Annotated in this window: 16 protein-coding genes; 8 read left to right on the top strand and 8 right to left on the bottom strand. The window is 34.2% G+C overall.

All coding sequences use genetic code 11. The annotated features are described in order from the left end of the window. The first annotated feature begins 106 nt into the window (after positions 1 to 106). Positions 107 to 922 carry a rhamnogalacturonan acetylesterase gene (locus VLC96_RS05345; protein WP_325261129.1) on the top strand — a complete coding sequence of 272 codons (816 nt, stop codon included), beginning with the start codon at positions 107 to 109 and terminating at the stop codon, positions 920 to 922. An 86-nt stretch (positions 923 to 1,008) separates the two neighbouring features. Here the strand turns inward: VLC96_RS05345 and VLC96_RS05350 are convergent, their stop codons facing one another. After that, positions 1,009 to 1,437 carry a hypothetical protein gene (locus tag VLC96_RS05350; protein WP_325261130.1) on the bottom strand — a complete coding sequence of 143 codons (429 nt, stop codon included), beginning with the start codon at positions 1,435 to 1,437 and terminating at the stop codon, positions 1,009 to 1,011. An 18-nt stretch (positions 1,438 to 1,455) separates the two neighbouring features. Continuing rightward, positions 1,456 to 1,596 carry a hypothetical protein gene (locus tag VLC96_RS05355; protein ID WP_325261131.1) on the bottom strand — a complete coding sequence of 47 codons (141 nt, stop codon included), beginning with the start codon at positions 1,594 to 1,596 and terminating at the stop codon, positions 1,456 to 1,458. A gap of 272 nt (positions 1,597 to 1,868) precedes the next feature. Here VLC96_RS05355 and VLC96_RS05360 point away from each other — a divergent pair, with 272 nt between their 5' ends. Next, complete coding sequence (locus tag VLC96_RS05360) at positions 1,869 to 2,462, top strand: YciE/YciF ferroxidase family protein (RefSeq protein WP_325261133.1); 594 nt, start codon at positions 1,869 to 1,871, stop codon at positions 2,460 to 2,462. Between the two features lie 243 nt (positions 2,463 to 2,705). Next, positions 2,706 to 3,137 carry a hypothetical protein gene (locus VLC96_RS05365; RefSeq protein ID WP_325261134.1) on the top strand — a complete coding sequence of 144 codons (432 nt, stop codon included), beginning with the start codon at positions 2,706 to 2,708 and terminating at the stop codon, positions 3,135 to 3,137. Between the two features lie 94 nt (positions 3,138 to 3,231). Here the strand turns inward: VLC96_RS05365 and VLC96_RS05370 are convergent, their stop codons facing one another. After that, positions 3,232 to 3,807 carry a YciE/YciF ferroxidase family protein gene (locus VLC96_RS05370; RefSeq protein WP_325261135.1) on the bottom strand — a complete coding sequence of 192 codons (576 nt, stop codon included), beginning with the start codon at positions 3,805 to 3,807 and terminating at the stop codon, positions 3,232 to 3,234. 177 nt (positions 3,808 to 3,984) lie between these two features. Between VLC96_RS05370 and VLC96_RS05375 the strand changes: the two genes are divergently transcribed. Next, positions 3,985 to 5,202 carry a DUF763 domain-containing protein gene (locus VLC96_RS05375; protein WP_325261136.1) on the top strand — a complete coding sequence of 406 codons (1,218 nt, stop codon included), beginning with the start codon at positions 3,985 to 3,987 and terminating at the stop codon, positions 5,200 to 5,202. A gap of 87 nt (positions 5,203 to 5,289) precedes the next feature. On the opposite strand, the gene VLC96_RS05380 is transcribed toward VLC96_RS05375, so the two are convergent. After that, positions 5,290 to 6,882 carry a PAS domain S-box protein gene (locus VLC96_RS05380; protein ID WP_325261137.1) on the bottom strand — a complete coding sequence of 531 codons (1,593 nt, stop codon included), beginning with the start codon at positions 6,880 to 6,882 and terminating at the stop codon, positions 5,290 to 5,292. Positions 6,883 to 6,932: 50 nt separating this feature from the next. Further along, on the bottom strand, positions 6,933 to 7,337 hold the full coding sequence (locus VLC96_RS05385; RefSeq protein ID WP_325261138.1) for a response regulator: 405 nt from the start codon (positions 7,335 to 7,337) through the stop codon (positions 6,933 to 6,935). Positions 7,338 to 7,735: 398 nt separating this feature from the next. Here VLC96_RS05385 and VLC96_RS05390 point away from each other — a divergent pair, with 398 nt between their 5' ends. Beyond that, positions 7,736 to 8,824: a sulfatase-like hydrolase/transferase gene (locus VLC96_RS05390; protein WP_325261140.1), complete on the top strand. Its 1,089-nt coding sequence runs from the start codon at positions 7,736 to 7,738 to the stop codon at positions 8,822 to 8,824. A 15-nt stretch (positions 8,825 to 8,839) separates the two neighbouring features. Here VLC96_RS05390 and VLC96_RS05395 read toward each other — a convergent pair whose 3' ends face one another. The 3 genes from VLC96_RS05395 to VLC96_RS05405 form a co-directional block, all read right to left on the bottom strand. Further along, a complete protein-coding gene (locus VLC96_RS05395) occupies positions 8,840 to 9,649 on the bottom strand; it encodes a mechanosensitive ion channel family protein (protein ID WP_325261142.1) in 810 nt (269 codons plus the stop codon). A gap of 79 nt (positions 9,650 to 9,728) precedes the next feature. Continuing rightward, positions 9,729 to 10,202: a CinA family protein gene (locus VLC96_RS05400; RefSeq protein ID WP_325261144.1), complete on the bottom strand. Its 474-nt coding sequence runs from the start codon at positions 10,200 to 10,202 to the stop codon at positions 9,729 to 9,731. Between the two features lie 63 nt (positions 10,203 to 10,265). After that, the gene (locus VLC96_RS05405; protein ID WP_325261146.1) at positions 10,266 to 11,315 is read right to left on the bottom strand and encodes a glycoside hydrolase family 130 protein; all 1,050 of its coding nucleotides are present in this window, start codon (positions 11,313 to 11,315) and stop codon (positions 10,266 to 10,268) included. Positions 11,316 to 11,607: 292 nt separating this feature from the next. On the opposite strand from VLC96_RS05405, the gene VLC96_RS05410 reads away from it, so the two are divergent. The 3 genes from VLC96_RS05410 to VLC96_RS05420 form a co-directional block, all read left to right on the top strand. Further along, positions 11,608 to 13,794, top strand: a complete 2,187-nt coding sequence (locus VLC96_RS05410) for a hypothetical protein (RefSeq protein ID WP_325261147.1) — start codon at positions 11,608 to 11,610, stop codon at positions 13,792 to 13,794. A gap of 420 nt (positions 13,795 to 14,214) precedes the next feature. Further along, positions 14,215 to 17,376 carry a SusC/RagA family TonB-linked outer membrane protein gene (locus VLC96_RS05415; protein ID WP_325261149.1) on the top strand — a complete coding sequence of 1,054 codons (3,162 nt, stop codon included), beginning with the start codon at positions 14,215 to 14,217 and terminating at the stop codon, positions 17,374 to 17,376. A 12-nt stretch (positions 17,377 to 17,388) separates the two neighbouring features. Then, positions 17,389 to 18,577 (top strand): SusD/RagB family nutrient-binding outer membrane lipoprotein (locus VLC96_RS05420; protein WP_325261150.1); only part of this gene is annotated, 1,189 nt, incomplete at its 3' end.

Below are 18,577 nucleotides of genomic sequence, written 5' to 3' on the forward strand. Positions count from 1 at the left end.
AATGAAATTAATCAGAAGTTCTTTAAGTTTGGTATAATCTCATATTTTTTGCTTTGGTAAAATCAACATCATTTGCAACTATTATTTTTAAACTAAATTTTTAATAATGAAATCAAGAATTATATTTCTAATGTTTTGTACTGTGGTCTGTGGTATTGTTATGGCTTTCAACACAAAGAAAGCAGCTATTACAACTGTTTATTTAATAGGAGATTCTACAATGGCCAATTATGCCAATAACTACGAACCCGGAAAAGATTATATGAAAGTACGCTATCCAATCACTGGCTGGGGACAGGTTTTTCAACAATTTTTGGTCAAAGACAGTTTGAAGCAAATAAAAAATCTGATAAAAACAGATAGCGCTTTTGTTGATGACAGAGCCAAAGGAGGACGAAGCACCAGAACGTTTTTTCAGGAGGGGCGTTGGAGATCGGTTTACGAAAACCTTAAAAAAGGAGATATTGTCATCATGCAATTTGGACATAATGATGCTGCCAAAGATAAAACCGAACGTTATGTAGATGTTGAGGGTTACAAAGAATTTTTGAGATTGTTTGTGTCACAATCAAGAGAAAAAGGGGCGTATCCAATCATCTTGACTCCCGTTGCCAGAAATTTTCCTTGGAAAGACAATGTTCTAAACGATGTTCATGGAGATTACGACAAAGCGCCAAAAGATGTTGCTGCCGAAATGCATGTGCCACTAATAGATTTGAACAAAGCTTCAAGAGAATTTTTTACCAAAAAAGGAAAAGATTTTGTTTCTGAAAATTATTTTATGAATTTACCTGCTGGAAAATACGAAGCTTATCCAGAGGGGCAAAATGACAATACTCATTTTCAAACGAAAGGCGCCGAAGTAGTGGCAAGCCTGGTTTTTCAAGGAATGAAGGAACTGAATGCCAATTTTAAAAAATAATAAATATTTGAAAGGACTTTTGGTTGGGATTATTTCACAATACTCTATATAAAAAAAACCGTCAGCGACGGTTTTTTGTTGAAATATTATTGGTAACGATTAGGATCTGTGCCATCCGGATCTGTTTGTGATACATTGTTATTAGCAAATGAATTGCTATCAGTATCTTCTTCGTTATCCAATTCGTCAGTGTTGAACTCATCTTCATCTAATTCTTCATTATCGAATTCGTTGTCAGTATCATCTTCATCAAATTCGTCATCGGTACCAGAAATATTGTATTCTTTATCAATTTGGCTATTGTTCAATTGATCTTGATGATCTTGCTGACCTAAATTTTCATTGTTAAAACCTTGATTTCCCAATCCTTCTCCTTCTGTAACCAAATCATTAGCATAATCTGGTTCTGCATTTTCAGTAATGGAATGATTAACGCTCGAATTATCATTTTGATTTCCGGTAGAATCATATCTATAAGATTGGTCTTGATCGCTGTTGTTATCTATTGTGCTCATAATATTAATTTTTTAAAGTTATTTTTTTGATTTACTTTCTCCTTTATCTGCTTTATTTCCAGTAGCTTTAGTAGAAGAGCTTTTTGCTGTTGTTTCTTTTTTATCAGCTTTTTTATCTGATGCTTTACTGTCAGTAGTTTTTTTGTCTGTAGTTTTCATGATATGTATGTTTAAAGTTATGATGTAAATGTACAGTAGTCAATTGGTGATATATTATATCAAAAGCAAGCTTAGTTATATAATTACCAGTACTTTATGATGTTGATATTTGTTTTACGTGTAAATTGCTAAAACAAAGCATTCCTCGACACATAATATTGATACTAAATCATTTGATATTGCCTTTATTATATAAGATGTAACTGAAATTGTGTAAATGAATGCTGCATTACAATGTTACTTTTGAGAAGTAATTATTAAAAAAAAGTATCATGAAAACTACAGAAACTAAAAGCACAAGTGCACAAAAATCATCAGCAACAAAAACACAATCAAAAGGGCAAACTGTGAAACCTAAATCGGATGCAGCAGAAGGATTAAGAGAATTATTTGTTGACTCTCTAAAAGATATCTATTGGGCAGAAAAAGCATTGACCAAAGCTTTACCAAAAATGGCAAAAAATGCTACTTCAGAAAATCTTGTTAAAGCAATAAATGAGCATTTGACTGTAACCGAAGGACAAATTGGAAGATTAGAAGAAGTTTTTAAACTAATCGGAGAAAAGGCAGCAGCTAAAAAATGTGATGCGATGGAAGGTCTTATTAAAGAGGGTGAAAGTATTATGGAAGAAACGCAACAAGGTCCAGTAAGAGATGCAGGGATTATCGCGGCTTCACAAAAAATCGAGCACTACGAAATTGCTACTTACGGAACATTGGCAGCTTTTGCATTAACATTGCAAGAAGAAGATGCTGCAGCTTTGTTAGAGCAAACATTACAAGAAGAAAAAGAAGCTGACACTATCTTGACCGAAGCGGCTTACAACACTATCAATTTTGATGCTTCTGAGGAAGATGAAGAATAATTTTTTTGTTTTAAGCATAAATTAAAAAACCTGTAATTCTAAATTGATTACAGGTTTTTTTTTAAGCGAATTCTTTAATTGTACTGATTTTAATTTGGCGGTTCAAAAGTCCTAAATCGCTTGTGGTAATATTGTAATCTTTGATGGTATAACTATAAATAACAGAACTTTTTTGTAACAAAATTTGTAATAGATAAAATTTTATTTGTCTTTATATCAATTCATTAACTAAAATTTGAAATCATGAAAAATTTATTTTTAGCCTTAGGCATGACATTGTGTTTTTGTATGACATATGCTCAGCAAACTCCACAACAAAACAATCAGTCAAAAACATCGGCTGATAGTGTGCACAATAATAAAAGCACACACAGTACCAAAAAGAGTACATCTAAAACAAGTAGTACAAAGAATTCATCAACCGATGGGACTCACAAAAATGCGAAAACCCACAAGTCTAGTAACAGTACTCAAACACAATCAACAACTAGAGATTCTGTTGGTGTAGGAACTGGAACTAACAGAACTCAAACTAATGGAACCGGAACTAACGGAACTAACAAAACAGGAACCGATGGAACAGGAACTAACAGTAACAGAACTGGTAATAACGGAACTGGAACTAATGGAAGCAGTACTGGCGGAAGTGGCAGCGGAACAACAACCACTCCATAAAAAACAATTAATGTTCTTAAAGTTGCTAATTAATAAGAAAGCCTGTTATGATTGAATAACAGGCTTTTATAAAACTGATTTTTGTGAAAATAGTTTATTCGTTTTCCTCCTCATCTGCTGCATCAAAATTAATTGAATTATATGCTGCTTCGCTTAGTTCTGCATCAGCATCTTTTTCTTCTTCTAAAGTTTGATGAAGTAATTCAGCTGCTTGGTCTTCTCCTAAAGTTTCTGCAAAAGCAGCAAGGGTTCCATAAGTTGCAATTTCATAGTGTTCAATTTTTTGCGATGCAGCAATAATACCAGCATCTCTAACTGGTCCAGGTTTAGTTTCTTCCAAAATACCTTCACCTTCCTTGATTAAACCTTCCATCGCATCGCATTTTTTGGCAGATGCTTTTTCACCAATAATACTAAATACTTCTTCTAGCCTAGACACATGCTCTTGTGTCACTGTGATATGTCCATTGATAGCATCGATCAAATTTTGTGATGTAGCATTTTTAGACATTTTTGGTAATGCTTTAGTCAAAGCTTTTTCTGCCCAGTAAATATCTTTTAAAGAATCAACAAATAATTCTCTCAAACCAGCTGCTGCAGATGATTTCGGACTAACTTTTTGTCGGCTTTGTGTGTTTTTTGTTGCTGTTTTTGTTTCTGTAGTTTTCATAGTATATTTTTTTATAAATTGTTTTATCAAATGTAGATTAGACTTGGTAAAAACATTTATACAATTGAATTGGAAGTTTATAAGATTCAAATCTTTAATTAAAAGATATTCAATCTGTTAAGAATTAACACATGCTTTGTAGATAATTGCCTAATTTTGTATTTATAAAAAAACTCGATGAAACGTTCCGGTACCGCTGATCTTCCTTTACATTATGGTTATGTTCCTTTGTGGCTGGCCGAACGTATGTCTAAACTTGGGCTTGCGATTGTCGAAACCATTGCTATGGAATTTTCTACCTCCGAAGTAATTAGTAAATTGAGTAATCCGTTTTGGTTTCAGAGTTTCGGTGCAGTTATGGGAATGGACTGGCATTCGTCTGGTATAACAACTTCCGTTTTGGGAGCTTTAAAAAAGTCGGTCAATCCACATTCAAAAGAACTTGGAATTTACATTTGCGGAGGCAAAGGCAAACATTCTATGAAAACGCCTCAGGAACTTTTATTTGTAGGAGATAGAACTGGTCTTGACGGAAACAATCTTGCCGACTGCAGCAGACTTACCGCAAAAGTGGATAATACAGCCATTCAGGATGGATTTCAATTATATCAGCATAATTTTATTGTTGATAATAAAGGACAGTGGGCGGTGATTCAGCAAGGAATGAATCCCAATTCCAAAACTGCTAGAAGATATCATTGGCATTCGCAAGATTTGAAGTCTTTTATTAATGAACCACATACTTTTATTTATGGTGAAAATCAGGGTTCTATTCTAAATCTGACTGCTCAAACTGCCGAAAAATCAAGAGCCGGAATATTAGAATTAACTAAAGAATCACCAACAAAAATCATTAAAGAAATACAACACCTTTCGATGCCAGCACATCATGATGTAAGGTTGGAAGATGTTAATATGAAAAGGCTAGGAGCAATGCTTTGGACCACTCATGAAAACAGACCCGAGGATTTTGAAGAGCTTTTATTGCTCAAAGGAATGGGGCCAAGAGCCTTGCAATCATTAGCTTTGGTAAGTGAAGTTATTTATGGAACACCGACACGATTTGAAGATCCAGCTCGTTTTTCATTCGCGCATGGTGGGAAAGATGGACATCCTTTTCCAGTGCCAATAAAGATTTATGATGAAACAATTGCTACGTTACAAAGAGCTATTCATCGTGCTAAAATCGGCAATAATGACAAAGTTGAAGCTATCCGAAAACTATCGGATATTTCCCAAAGAGCCGAAGAAAGTTTTACTCCCAACACCAATTTGGATGCCCTTATTCAAAAAGAAAGAGATGATTCGTATAAATACGGTGGAAAAACTGTTTTTGGTGATGCAAAACCTCCAAAAAATAAACCGAATTCTAATAATCAATTGGAATTATTTTAATTCAATCGCAAGCAGCACAAGTTTGTGAAGTTTTTAAAGCTTCCTAACTTCTAGTGAAAGAAATAATTTTTAGTTTAAATAAAAAAATTAATGTCCTAAAGGAAGATTAATAACAAATTCAGTTCCTATTCCCACTTCACTTTTTACCGAAATTGTTCCGTTGTGATTTTCTATGATTTTTTTGCAAAGCGCCAACCCAATTCCAGTTCCTTTTTGGTCTGTATTCAATCTTTGGAATAGTTTGAAAACCTGTTCATTATATTTTTCGTCAAAACCAATACCATTATCGCTGAAAATAATTTCTAAATAAGTAGTGTCAGAGTTCGAATGAGTTTCAAGTAATTCTGAAGAAGTTTTCAATTGTCCCTGAATAGAAATCACTCCTCCATTATTAGAATATTTAAGGGCATTTGTTATCAGATTAGAAAACAGCTGATGCATCTGAATTGGAACAGCATTGATTACAGGAAGTGATGAACGATCTATCACTATATTTTTTTCCTGAATGGCAAGTTCACAATCTTCAATGACATTATCCAATACTTCATTCAGATTGGTCGGTGAAAAACGTTGCTCACCCTGTGCAATTTCAGAATAAGCCAGTACATCTTTTATAAGAGTTGTCATTCTAGCTGCCGAAGATTCTATTTTGGTGATATCGCGCAAAGCATCTTTATCAGTAATTTTATGAGAAAGCATTTCGGCAAAAATCCGAATCTTTCGTAAAGGTTCCTGTAAATCGTGAGAAGCTATATGAGCATACTCTTCTAATTGCTTGTTGCGAAATTCTATATTTATAGCATTCTCTTTAAGCTGGTCTTCAAAAATTTTTCTTTCGGTAAGATCTCGTGTTACTTTAGAAAAACCAATAATATTGTTGTCATTATCATGCAAAGCTGTAAGAACAACGAAACCCCAGAATTTCTCGCCATTTTTTTTGAGTCTCCAGCCTTCGTGCATTGCTTTTCCTTCTCGGGCAGCACGGGTAATAAGTGTTTGTGGCAGATTCTTTTTTCTATCCTCATCAAGATAGAAAAGGCTGAAATTTTTTCCAATTATTTCCTCTTCAGTATATCCCTTTATTTTTTGCGCACCTAAATTCCAATTTTGAATGTTTCCGTCAGGATCTAATAATAGAATGGCATAATCTTCCACTTCTTCTATCATTTTATGATAGCGGTCTTCGCTTTTTCGAAGTGTCAAAGTTTTTTTAATCGCTTTCTCTTCAAGTTTTTCAGATATGTTTTTGATGTTATTTTGCGTTCTGATGAGATTGGCCTCACGTTCGTATTTTTCGGAAACGTCCATGAGGGTATTCACAGCGCCAATCATTTTACCTGATGAACACAAAAGAGGTTTGGTTAATTGTAAAATGTATAAGCTTGTACCATCATTTTTTTTGATATAAACGTCTTTTCTAACCGATTTACCTTCTCTCAATGTTATTGTCATTGGATATTGATCCGGTTGTAATATTGTTCCGTCTACATTGTAGATTTCCCAGCTATTATACCACAAATCATTGTTTGTTTCGGGTTCAAATCCCCATAAATCTATTGCAGATTGATTAAAATAAGTGACTTTTCCTTCTAGATCACATGTATAAACTGCAACAGGAAGCAATTGTAGTAGCTGGAATGTATCCAAAGCAATTGTCTGTGGGACTTGGTTAGTTTTCATGATTTCTGGTTAAGAAAGAAATATAGCAATTAAATTGTCGAATGCTAAATTTAAGAATTTAATTGAAATTTTGTTGTTTTACCCTCAAAAAAAGATGTTAATATATTGCTTAAACTACTTATGCTAGAGGGTTTTACCAAATAATGCGAAGCGCCGAGATTCTGTGTGTCTTCAATATCTTTGGAATAGGAAGATGTAGTATAAATTATAATGGGAACTTGTTTTAAACGAGGAATTTTTCGGAGTTCTGTCAAACAGGTTTTTCCATTCATCAACGGCATATTAAGGTCCAGGAAGATAAAATCAGGAGTAAAGTCTGGTTGGTCATTCAGAACTTTTAATGCATCTTCACCATTAATTGCTGTAATGCATGAGTATGATGAATTAACTTCGCTAAGAGCTATTGCGAAAATTTCTCTGTCATCTTGGTCATCATCGATTAAAAAACATTTCATTATTTATAAATAATAGATTTGATATTGTCCTTATTGCTTTAACCCGTTGGGTGAAATTCTGTTTAAATAAAAAATGAACCACATAGAAACATAGATTTTATAGTTAATATGTAAAGAATGAATAGAAATAAACACTATTTTTCACATAGATAGCTATGTGAGAAGTGAAACGGTTATCTAGCTCTTTTAAAAAAACTATAAATTCTATGTTTCTATGTGTTAAAAAACAATTTCACTCAACGCGTTGCTTTAATATAAAACTATATAATCGGACTATTATTATAAAAAAATAACTGATAAAATAATAATTTTATGTCGGATTTTAATACTATTTTTAAATATAATATTCTAAATAAAAAAATAGATGCTTTTTTAGCAAGCTTTCAAAATTAATCAAAATGAAAAGATCAACCATAATTTTACTTGCCTTTTTTTCAGTTTTTTTGTATGGAAATGCGCAATCATTAGAAAATAATAAACGTCAAAAAATTGTCCTGATAACTTTAGATGGATTCCGTTGGCAGGAATTATTTACCGGAGCCGATAAAAAATTAATTAACTGCAAAAAATATGTCGAGGATACAGCCGAATTAAAAGAAAAATTTTGGCGAAATACACCGGAAGAACGCAGAATCGCTTTGATGCCTTTTTTCTGGAATGAAATTTCAAAAATGGGACAATTACACGGCAACAGGAATTATGAAAGTGTTGTTAATGTGAGCAATGCAAAACGATTTTCATATCCCGGATATAATGAAATACTAACTGGAAGTGCCGACGATAAAAGAGTCGACAGCAATAAAAAAGTAAATAATCCGAACATAACAGTTTTAGAAAAAATAAATAACGATTCAAATTATAAGGGTAAAGTTGCTGCTTTTGGGAGTTGGGCTGTAATTCCTTTTATTATAAATGAAGAACGTTCCGGGATTCCAGTTAACGCAGGTTTTGAAGAAGCTAATGGTTCTGATCTTTCTTCCCGAGAAGTATTTTTAAATGAGTTGCAATCCAAAGTGCCTTCACCTTGGGGATCTGTTCGATTGGATGCTTTTACTTCAAATTATGCTTTGGAATACATGAAAAGAGAACATCCCGAATTGATTTTTTTATCTTATGGAGAAACGGATGATTTCGCTCACGACGGAAATTATCAGGCATATTTGAAATCAGCTCATTCAACAGATGCGCTGATCAAAGAGATATGGAATTTTACTCAAAAAGATGCTTTTTATAAAGACAATACCATTTTTATTATTTCTACAGATCACGGTCGTGGTTCTAAAAGATGGAGAAGACATGGTTCAAATGTAAGAGGTTCAGAACAGGTTTGGTTAATTGTTTTTGGTAATAATGTTCAGGCTTTAGGAGAAATAAAATCAAAAGAGCAATTATATAGCAATCAAATTGCGCCAACGATATTGAAACTTTTAAAACAACAAAATGATCCAGAAATGAAAGGAAAACCATTGTCGAACCTTAAAAAATAATATTGGATTTTAATGCTATTTAATTATAAATTCATTTGCTTTTAATGCTTCAGTGACTTTGATAATAATATCAGAACGATGATTGCTGTCGGAGAAGTTGTCTTCCGTTTTTACCCAATAACGGATGTTGATTTGTATAATATTGGCCGTAATTCCTGATACAACAGCCGAATTAGAATATTCTTTGTCTACAATATCACTGTCAGTTTTCATTATCTGAGTAATAATCTCAATCGCTTTTTTATAATCAGAACCGTATTCCAGACCAATTGTAAAGTCTTGCAATAAATATCCTCCGCTGTTAAAGTTTGTGAGAGCATTTTTTATTAATAATGCGTTTGGTATGTAAATGTCTTTACTGTCGCTTTTTATCTGAGTATCACGCAAATTAAGGGCAACAACTTTACCTTTTACACCATTCGTTTCAATAATATCACCAACAGAAAAAGGTCTTTTAAAAGCCAATAAAATACCAGCCAGGAAATTCTCGCCAATATCTTTGAGTGCAAATCCAATCACAAAAGCAGAAATTCCAGCTCCTGCCAGTACGCTCTGCGCCACTCCTGTAAGACCTATAACACGAAGCATAAAAAGAAGCCCAATTGCGATGAATATAGCTTTAAAAAGATTTGCAATAAATAAAGCTAAGAGTGGATCATGCATTTTTGTTTTCAAGCGATTATTGGCAAAAATTTTGACCCTAACAGCTATAAACCAGGAAACAAGAACAATTACAATCGCAAGCAAAATCTTTGGGGCTAAATCGACAAGGCTGAAGTAATATTCTTTTATATGTTTGTAAATGTCTTGCAAAAAATCTTCCATGTGGTACTATTATTTTAATATTTTTATTCTATTATGAAAGATTTGGGAAAGATATTTTGTATCTAAATTTTTGAATTTTTTAGATGTATCTTGTAATATGATCGGCAACAAAATCAATAGTTTGTAGCACTATTTCTTCAGGAGTTCCCTCAAAAACCTGTCGATATTCCAAAGTGTGATTGGGAGTTATAATGCATATAAACATTGTACCCACTGGTTTTAGTTTTGTTTCGCTCCCGCCTGGTGTAGTAAGTCCAGTGACAGCAACGGTTACTTTGGTATTAAAAAGTTTAGCAGCTTGTTCGGCCAATTTTTGTGTCACTTCTTTCGATTCAGGAGTGAATTTTTCGATGTAACTATGGGGTACATGCAGTATTTGTTCTTTGACAAAGACTTCATAACAGGTTAAACCGCCACGCAGAATTTGTCCCGATTGTTCGGTTAACGAAAATTCAGCGCTCATTCTTCCTGCTGTTGCACTTTCTGCAAAGGCAATATTCCATTTTTTTTCTGCCAATGTTTTGGCACATTTCTTAATAATTTCTGATGGCATAATGTTATCAAATAAAATTTATAAATTATTTTATCTATTCCATATTAATATTAATAATGGTATTTAAAAATATTCTAAAGCAGCTAAAATTTCTGTTATCGAAAATTTGGCACCACAAACAAATTCGTCTGCTGCACCGTAATAAATCGTAAGTTCATCACCATTAACAATATGTCCGTTGGTAAAAACAACAAAACCAAAAAATCCACTGAGTTCATAATTTTCTGTTGGCACCATAATTGGGTCAAGCGTGCGAGCCAAAACAATTGACGGATTTTCAAGGTCCATTAAGAAAGCGCCCAAACAATATCGGTGTTCGGCATCGGCACCATGATAAATTTCCAGCCATCCTTTTTCTGTTTTGATTGGTGCTGCTCCTGCGCCAACTCTTGCGCTATCCCACAATCCTGTTCGTGTTCCGACAAGAAATTGATGATTTCCCCAATGAATTCCATCTAATGACTCGGCAAGCCAAATAAAATTTCCTCCAATTTGTGGACTGGACGGACGATGCAAGGCATAGAATTTTCCATTGATAATCTCCTCAAAAATGGCGCAATCTTTGTTGTGTGGGGGAAAAATCATCCCTTTCGATTCAAAGTTTTTCCAGTCTTTGGTAGTTCGTAACCCGACCCCGACGCCACTTGATGATACTGCGGTGTAGGTAATGTAATAGGTGTCATCCAATTTGCTAACTCTGGCGTCTTCGATTCCATATTGTTCCAAACGTCCAGAACCTGTTAAAAGTTCTAATCCTTCAGATGAAAAATGAATTCCATCGTCACTGGATAATAGTCGAAGATGCGAGATTGTAGTTAAGTAATCAAGACCTTTATATTGAATAACCCTTGGGTCCGTTGCGATCAATTCAGGATCATTAAGAGGTATTTCGATGATTTCCATTTTACCTAATTCATTGACAATAGGGAAGAAAATTACGCCCTCTTTTTGTGCAATACATTCAGCAACCCTAACTAAAAGCCATGTTTTGCCTTCAAAAACAAAAACTCCTGGATTTAAAAGGCTAATAATTTGTAAATCAGAAGTACTGGGTTGAAGGTCTTTTGGCATCAAAAGTGGGTTTTCTGGAAATCTACGTGCAATATCACTCATGTTTCTATAATTATTTTACTTCAGTGAATTCAAGGATTTTATATCCAAAACTCAAAAGATAAAGTAATTAATTTTTTACATAAAATCATTTACAGAATACACTTAGACTTTTACATTATTTTCATGATTAAGCCTTTAGAATTCAAATCTTTATAATGATAAAATTGGTAAAATATAACATTAAACTAGAAATAATGTAAACCGAAAATTATTATCTGCTCTAAATTAGTGCCGTTAATAATCTGATTGATAACCATGCTGTTATAATGTTTAACAGTTAAATTTAAATACTATGCATCTAGTTTCACCATGGACTGCTACTGTGCAGGATGATATTGAAAAAAGCACGGTTATATGGGAGAAGAAATTCCGTGATTACATTTTTAAGGCCTACAATACAAGCAATTCACTTTTGATCGTTGTGTCTTGGCCCAATAATGCAAGAGTAGCGTTCAGAGCCGCTTTCGGAATGAATAGCTTTTTTGAAATAACAAATTTGTTTGATGATGGGAGAAGTTTACTCATTAATCTAGAAAACAGGATTGGACAATATGAGGTCAGAATTGATTTTCCTAATCCTGATTTGCCAATGTTGCATTATAAAACTGTTTTTAAAGGGAATTTTTCGATGATGATTCCGTTTTGGCCACGCGATATTATGCCGCTTACCAAATCAGGAAATATTTGGAATACAAGTGGAGAAATACACATGCATCAGATGGGAAGCCGTACAGGAATTCTTTATGCGAGTATGACTAAACCCAAAACGGGATCTTTTTTCTATTTTCAGGATTTAGGTTCGATGAGCGCGTATTGCGAAGCTACCGAGACATCACTTACAGAAACAGTAGGTGGTAGCTGGCCTGAAATTGGTTTCCAACTTCCGCTTTCCAAAGAAAAAGCATTGCCTGCGGATACTGAGTTTGTACTATCGGATGCTTATGTTTTATTTTCGGAAGAAATCATAAAAAACGAAGCTGAAAAAACACAACAATTTTTAAATAATCTGGCAGCCGTGTATCAATGCCTTCCACATCCGGAAACAGTTTATCATAATTGGCCAGAAATTGCAGAAAATTGCCTTAATGACTTATCTAATAATAAAGGTTGCTGGACTCAGACTAAAGGAGTCCCGTATCTCAATGCCTATTTATGTGACTATACGACTCCAGCAGAGGTAATGGTTCAGTTGGCCATTCTTATGCCATTAAAAGAATACAGTAAATGGAAGGGAGAAGATTTTTCAATATATAAAGATCTCATATCGGGTATTGATGCATTTTATGAACCGAAAATCTCCACTATTAGTCGTTACCTTCCTCAGCTTTCGGGTGAATTAGATCATTCTGAGGAACAAAAAAAAGACATGGTGATGGACTCTTGGTATTTGCATCATCCATTGATGAATTTGGCCAGACTGGCACTTAATGGAGAAAAAAAAGCCGAAGAATTATTATTGAAATCTTGTGACTTTGCCATCAAAGTGGCTCATCATTTTGATTATCAATGGCCGGTGTTTTATAAAATGGATACTTTGGAAGTCATCAAAGAAGAAACCGAACCTGGCGAAGGAGGCGAAAAAGACGTTGCCGGATCGTATGCACATTTAATGCTTTTATTATTAAAATTAACAGATGATAAACGCTATTTACGCGAAGCAGAAAAGGCAGTATTAAAGCTGCAAGATAAAGGTTTTGATATTTTTTATCAAGCTAATAACACAGCTTTTTCGGCTAGTGCGCTTTTGGAACTTTACAAAATAACCAAAAAACAATTATATCTGGATCTAAGTTATGCTTGCCTTGCAGGACTTTTCAAGAATATGCAGATATGGGATTGCCTATATGGTAACGGTAAAAATATTTCTAATTATTTTGCTATTTATCCTCTTAATAATGCTCCATATATTGCTGCTTACGAAGAGTTAGAAGTATATGCAGCACTTACAAATTATTTAATGCTATCCAAAGATGTAGAAATCTTACCATCATTAAAAATTTTAATTCCTGAATTTATCAAATATGCTTTGAGTAGAATTTCATACTACTTTCCGCGTAAGTTGCCTTTGGATATGCTTTCCAAAGAAGTAAAAACAGGAGAAATACAGCCAGAGCTTTGGATTCCTCTCGAAGATGTATATATCGGCTGGGAAAAAAGCGGTCAAGTAGGACAAGAAGTATATGGCACAGGAATGGCATTTGGTATAGTATCAAGACAATACTTTAAAGTGGACTCAGAAGGTTTTTTACTATTTACAGATTATCCGATAGGTAATTACAAAAAAAGTAAAAATACGGTGACCATGAAGATTTTGGGAACACCTGAATTTCAATGTAGTTTCAAGATTTTTTTTACTAAACAGGTCAGAAAATCTATTGAGGTCAGTCATAAAAAAAACATTATTCCACCTGTTTGTAAAGATCAAAATGTATTTCATTATGAAATTCCGGGAGGAAGCACTATTAAAATTTCTTGGTAATAATGAAAAATTCTTTTAATTAAAGTTTACTTGAAATGTATAACTATCATGTTTTTAGCGGTTTAAAAGCGGTTTGATAACTTTATTTGCATTTTTTAACAAAAAAATGAGGTAAATATTTGATAATTCATATTTATAATATACATTTGCTCTATCGAATTGGTAGAGTTTTAAATTAGAATTATTAAGAACATTATAAAAATTAAATGTCTCAATATCATTCTGATAAATGATTCCAAGTTTCAAAATTATTGCAATTAAAAATCAATTAAAAAATGAAAAAGCGAATGTGCTGCAAATAAAAAAACCATTTCTGTGCCAGCAGAAATGGTAAAGTTTAAAGAAATTGTTCATCTCAATAAGGCGAAGTGGAGTAAAATCCATTACGGTGGGCCTTATTTATTAAACCAAAACAAAGTAATGAAAAAAAAGTTAAATACCTATACATGGTTGTGTATTTTATTAGTTTCCATTGGAGTTAATGCCCAAGTTTCTAAAATAGACGGAAAAGTTATCGATGCTGTTTCAAAGGAGGCGGTTGTTGGTGCTTCTGTTAATATAAAAGGTAGTGCTGACGGAGTTATAACGGATGTCGATGGAAAGTTTAATCTTCAAACAGAACAAAAATTCCCTTTTACTTTAGTTGTTAGTTATTTGGGATATAAAAAAACAGAAATTTTAGTTAATCAAAATTCAGTTACCATCAACCTCGCTCAAGAACAAAATGTGTTATCCGAAGTTGTAGTTACAGCATTGGGAGTATCAAAAGAAAAGAGATCTTTAGGATATACGACACAATCAGTTAAAAATGAGGATTTGGTAAACACAAAAGAAACGAATTTTGTAAATAGCCTTACAGGTAAACTGGCCGGTGTTCGTATCACTAACTCGCAGGGAGATATGGGATCTTCGCGTATTGTTATTCGTGGAGAAACTTCGATTTCTGGAAATAATCAACCGCTATTTGTTGTTGATGGTATTCCAGTAGATAATTCACAATTGAATTATGGTGGGGCAACCCGAGATTTTAAAAATGCAATTGCCGATTTGAATCCTCATGATATTGAAACATTAACGGTGCTGAAAGGACCAAATGCTGCAGCACTATATGGTTCGCGTGCTGCACATGGTGTGGTTCTTATCACTACAAAAAAAGGTTTTGAGCAAAAGGGTTTTGGTGTAAACGTCAGTTCTGGAGTTACAATCTCTGAAGTGACTACTTTACCTGATTTTCAAAATTCATTTGGACAAGGATCTAATGGAAAGTTCAGTTACGTAGATGGTAAAGGTGGTGGTGTAAATGATGGGGTTGATGAAAGCTGGGGACCAAAATTAAATGGACAACTTATTCCTCAATTTTATTCGAATGGTGTGCCGGTTCCTTTTGTGGCTCATCCTGATAATGTCGAAGATTTTTTTAATACCGGTTTTACTTTTGACAATAGTGTTTCTGTGTCCAAAGCCAATGAAAAATCAGATTTTAGATTAGGGATAAATAATCAAAAACAATTGGGAACAGTGCCTAATAGTGAAGTGAATAAAACAAACTTTAGCATTAATACTAATTATAAAATATCTGAAAATATCAAAGTAGGAGTGACCGCCAACTATATTGTTACCGATGCTCCGGCTTTGCCTGGTGGACCTTCAGGGAATCGTGCTGCTGGTGTAATGCTTCAATTTATTTGGTTTGGACGTCAGGTCGATATCAATCAGCTTAATGAAAATTGGAATAGAAATTGGAACAACAGTTATTACAGCAATCCGTATTGGAATGCTTATTATAATACAACTAGTCAAAAACGTAATCGTATAATTGGAGATATTCATTTGGATGCCAAGATTGTCGATGAACTTCATTTTAAATTCCGTACTGGTGTTGATTATTATAACGATCGCAGAAAATACACCATTAAATATGGTACAAATGGAACACCTTTCGGATCGTATGCCGAGGACGCTTATACTATAGAAGAAAGAAATACAGAAGGAATTTTTCAATATACTAAAAAACTGGGCGAAGATTTCAGCTTGGATGCGCTTGCGGGATTCAACGTTCGTAATCACAGCGATGCCAACAATTATCAAAAAGCTCCGCGTCTGGCAGTACCTGATTTATATACGTTGACCAATTCGAGAGACCCGTTAACGTCATCAAACTCATATTCGCAATTAAAAGTTTATAGTGCTTATGCTTCTGCGCAAGTTGGATATAAAAATTATGCTTATTTAAACTTGACTGCACGAAATGACTGGTCTTCAACTTTGCCAAGCAATAACCGCTCTTATTTTTATCCATCGGTTAATGGAAGTTTTGTAGCTTCCGAAGCTTTTAATTTGAAAAGCAATACAATCGATTTTATAAAATTGCGTGGTGGTTGGTCTGAAGTTGGTAATGATGCCGATCCGTATCAATTGTCTAATGTTTATAATTTCCAAACAGCATTTGACGGAAATCCAATTCAAACATCGTCACAGAAGAACCTTAATGAGAACCTGAAACCTGAGACAACTCGTTCTACTGAAGTAGGTATTGAATCTTCTTTCTGGAAAAACAGATTGCACTTTGATGTTGCTTATTATGACACAAATAGTTTTGACCAAATTTTGGAAATAAAAACAACTGCTGCGAGTGGTTATACTTCGCAATTAATCAATGCTGGTAAAATAAACAATCATGGTTTGGAAATTCAATTGGACGGAAGCCCAATTAAAACTCAAAACTTCAATTGGAATATTGGTTTAAATTATTCGCAAAATGATAGTAAAGTAGAAATTTTGGACTATGATAAACAAATCCAAAACTACACAATAGGCTCTTCGGGAGGTGTTGACGTTTTGGCATCAGTAGGTCAAGCATATGGATCGCTTTATGGTACAGCTTATCTGCGTGACGCAAATGGAAATATAGTTGTAGGTGCCAATGGATTACCAAAAGCGGACCCACAAAAGCGAGTATTGGGACATTATACACCAGATTGGATAGGAGGTATAACCAATACATTCAATTATAAAAACCTTGAATTGTCATTTCTTATTGATGCTAGTGTAGGAGGAGAGATTTTTTCCGGAACAAACAGAACTGGAAATTATACCGGAGTACTAGCTCAAACACTTCCTGGTCGTGATGCTGCCAATGGCGGTTTAAATTACTATTACACTGGCACTACTAAAACTTTGCTTCCAGCTGGTGCAACAGCTCCAACTGGTACAACAGTCTACGATGATGGAATGATATTTAACGGAGTCTACGCGGATGGAACTCCAAATAAGCAGGTTCTTAGCGCACAGGAATATTACAAAGCATCTTACAATATCAGCGAAGCTTATATTTATAGTTCGACTTTTGTGAAATTGAGAGAAGTAAAACTTACCTATAATTTTGATAAAAAATTAATCAAGAAGTTTGGATTGGAAGGCGCAAGTATTACAGCTGCAAGCCGTAACCTGTTCTTTATTTACAAAGATGCACCAAATATTGATCCTGAAACGGCTTTTAATACAGGAAATGCACAAGGTTTGGAGAGTTTAGCATTGCCAACTACCAGAAACTTTACACTAAATGTTAATCTGAAATTTTAAAAACACGAAATCATGCTAAAAAAGCTATCATATATAACTCTATTTGTATTGTCACTGACATCTTGCAGCGACTCTTTGGATGAAATTAATAAAAATCCAAATGCCACCGAAACACCGCTGGCTCCATATCTGTTGACAGGTACTCTAAAACAGGGAGCCGATTTGTATTGGGGATCGGTAAACAACTTTGATTCTTCTTTGCTGTTTGTACAGCATTGGGCGAAAATCCAATATACAGAACCTGACAGATACGATGTTTCGAATAATTCATTTACTTCTTTGTGGAATACCGGATATTCGACGCTGATTACAGATTTGAACACAATTCTGAATTTCCCAGAAGCACAAGCCAATTCAAACTATAAAGGAATTGCATTAACGCTTCGTTCGTGGACGTTTCTATTATTGACAGATGCTTATGGAAGTATTCCTTATAAAGAAGCAGGTCTGAAAGTAACACCAGCATACAATACTCAAAAAGAAGTGTACACTGGATTATTGGAGGATTTAAAACAAGCTCAATCTTTATTAGCATTAAAAAATGGTGAAGTAACAGGTGATTTGGCTTATAAAGGCGATATTCTAAAATGGAAAAAACTAGTAAACTCGCTTCGTTTGCGAATTGCATTGAGAATTTCTGATAAAGAATCCGCATTGGCAAAACAAGCTGCCATTGAAGCAACAACTGATCCGGCAGGATTGATTAGCAGTAATAACGAAATCTTTCAATTTATTTATACCAGTTCACCTCAGCAAAATCCAGCTTCGGCTTGGTTTGAAACTCGTGACGATTATCGTATTTCAAAAACGATGGTTGACAAATTATATGAATTATCAGATCCTCGTTTGCCTGTTTATGCGCAATTGCCATCAGATGCAACTGTGACTAAATATGTTGGAGCTGCCAATGGGTTATCCAACAGTGATGCCAATAGTCAAGGGTTTGCAAAAACATCAAAACCAGGGAAATATTTCCTGACTTCGACATCGCCAGCCGTGATTTATTCCTATTCTGAGGTCTTATTCAATCTTTCTGAAGCAGTTGCTCGTGGTTATATTTCAGGAAATGCAGAACAGCTTTACAAAGATGCAATCACCGCTTCGTTCAACCAATTTGGCATCACCAATTCAACTATAATTACCAATTATCTTAATCAGCCAACGGTGAAGTACGATGCAACAAATTTTGCTCAATCGATTG

The sequence above is a fragment of the Flavobacterium sp. genome (assembly GCF_035456085.1).
Classification (GTDB): domain Bacteria; phylum Bacteroidota; class Bacteroidia; order Flavobacteriales; family Flavobacteriaceae; genus Flavobacterium.

What these genes read in the sequence shown, in the direction of transcription:
- VLC96_RS05365 (WP_325261134.1), top strand. Translation starts at nt 2,706, where the DNA reads ATGAAAAATTTATTTTTAGCCTTAGGCATGACATTGTGTTTTTGTATG.
- VLC96_RS05410 (WP_325261147.1), top strand. Translation starts at nt 11,608, where the DNA reads ATGCATCTAGTTTCACCATGGACTGCTACTGTGCAGGATGATATTGAA.
- VLC96_RS05370 (WP_325261135.1), bottom strand. Translation starts at nt 3,807, where the DNA reads ATGAAAACTACAGAAACAAAAACAGCAACAAAAAACACACAAAGCCGA.
- VLC96_RS05405 (WP_325261146.1), bottom strand. Translation starts at nt 11,315, where the DNA reads ATGAGTGATATTGCACGTAGATTTCCAGAAAACCCACTTTTGATGCCA.
- VLC96_RS05350 (WP_325261130.1), bottom strand. Translation starts at nt 1,437, where the DNA reads ATGAGCACAATAGATAACAACAGCGATCAAGACCAATCTTATAGATAT.
- VLC96_RS05400 (WP_325261144.1), bottom strand. Translation starts at nt 10,202, where the DNA reads ATGCCATCAGAAATTATTAAGAAATGTGCCAAAACATTGGCAGAAAAA.
- VLC96_RS05360 (WP_325261133.1), top strand. Translation starts at nt 1,869, where the DNA reads ATGAAAACTACAGAAACTAAAAGCACAAGTGCACAAAAATCATCAGCA.
- VLC96_RS05355 (WP_325261131.1), bottom strand. Translation starts at nt 1,596, where the DNA reads ATGAAAACTACAGACAAAAAAACTACTGACAGTAAAGCATCAGATAAA.
- VLC96_RS05380 (WP_325261137.1), bottom strand. Translation starts at nt 6,882, where the DNA reads ATGAAAACTAACCAAGTCCCACAGACAATTGCTTTGGATACATTCCAG.
- VLC96_RS05390 (WP_325261140.1), top strand. Translation starts at nt 7,736, where the DNA reads ATGAAAAGATCAACCATAATTTTACTTGCCTTTTTTTCAGTTTTTTTG.
- VLC96_RS05415 (WP_325261149.1), top strand. Translation starts at nt 14,215, where the DNA reads ATGAAAAAAAAGTTAAATACCTATACATGGTTGTGTATTTTATTAGTT.
- VLC96_RS05385 (WP_325261138.1), bottom strand. Translation starts at nt 7,337, where the DNA reads ATGAAATGTTTTTTAATCGATGATGACCAAGATGACAGAGAAATTTTC.
- VLC96_RS05375 (WP_325261136.1), top strand. Translation starts at nt 3,985, where the DNA reads ATGAAACGTTCCGGTACCGCTGATCTTCCTTTACATTATGGTTATGTT.
- VLC96_RS05345 (WP_325261129.1), top strand. Translation starts at nt 107, where the DNA reads ATGAAATCAAGAATTATATTTCTAATGTTTTGTACTGTGGTCTGTGGT.
- VLC96_RS05395 (WP_325261142.1), bottom strand. Translation starts at nt 9,649, where the DNA reads ATGGAAGATTTTTTGCAAGACATTTACAAACATATAAAAGAATATTAC.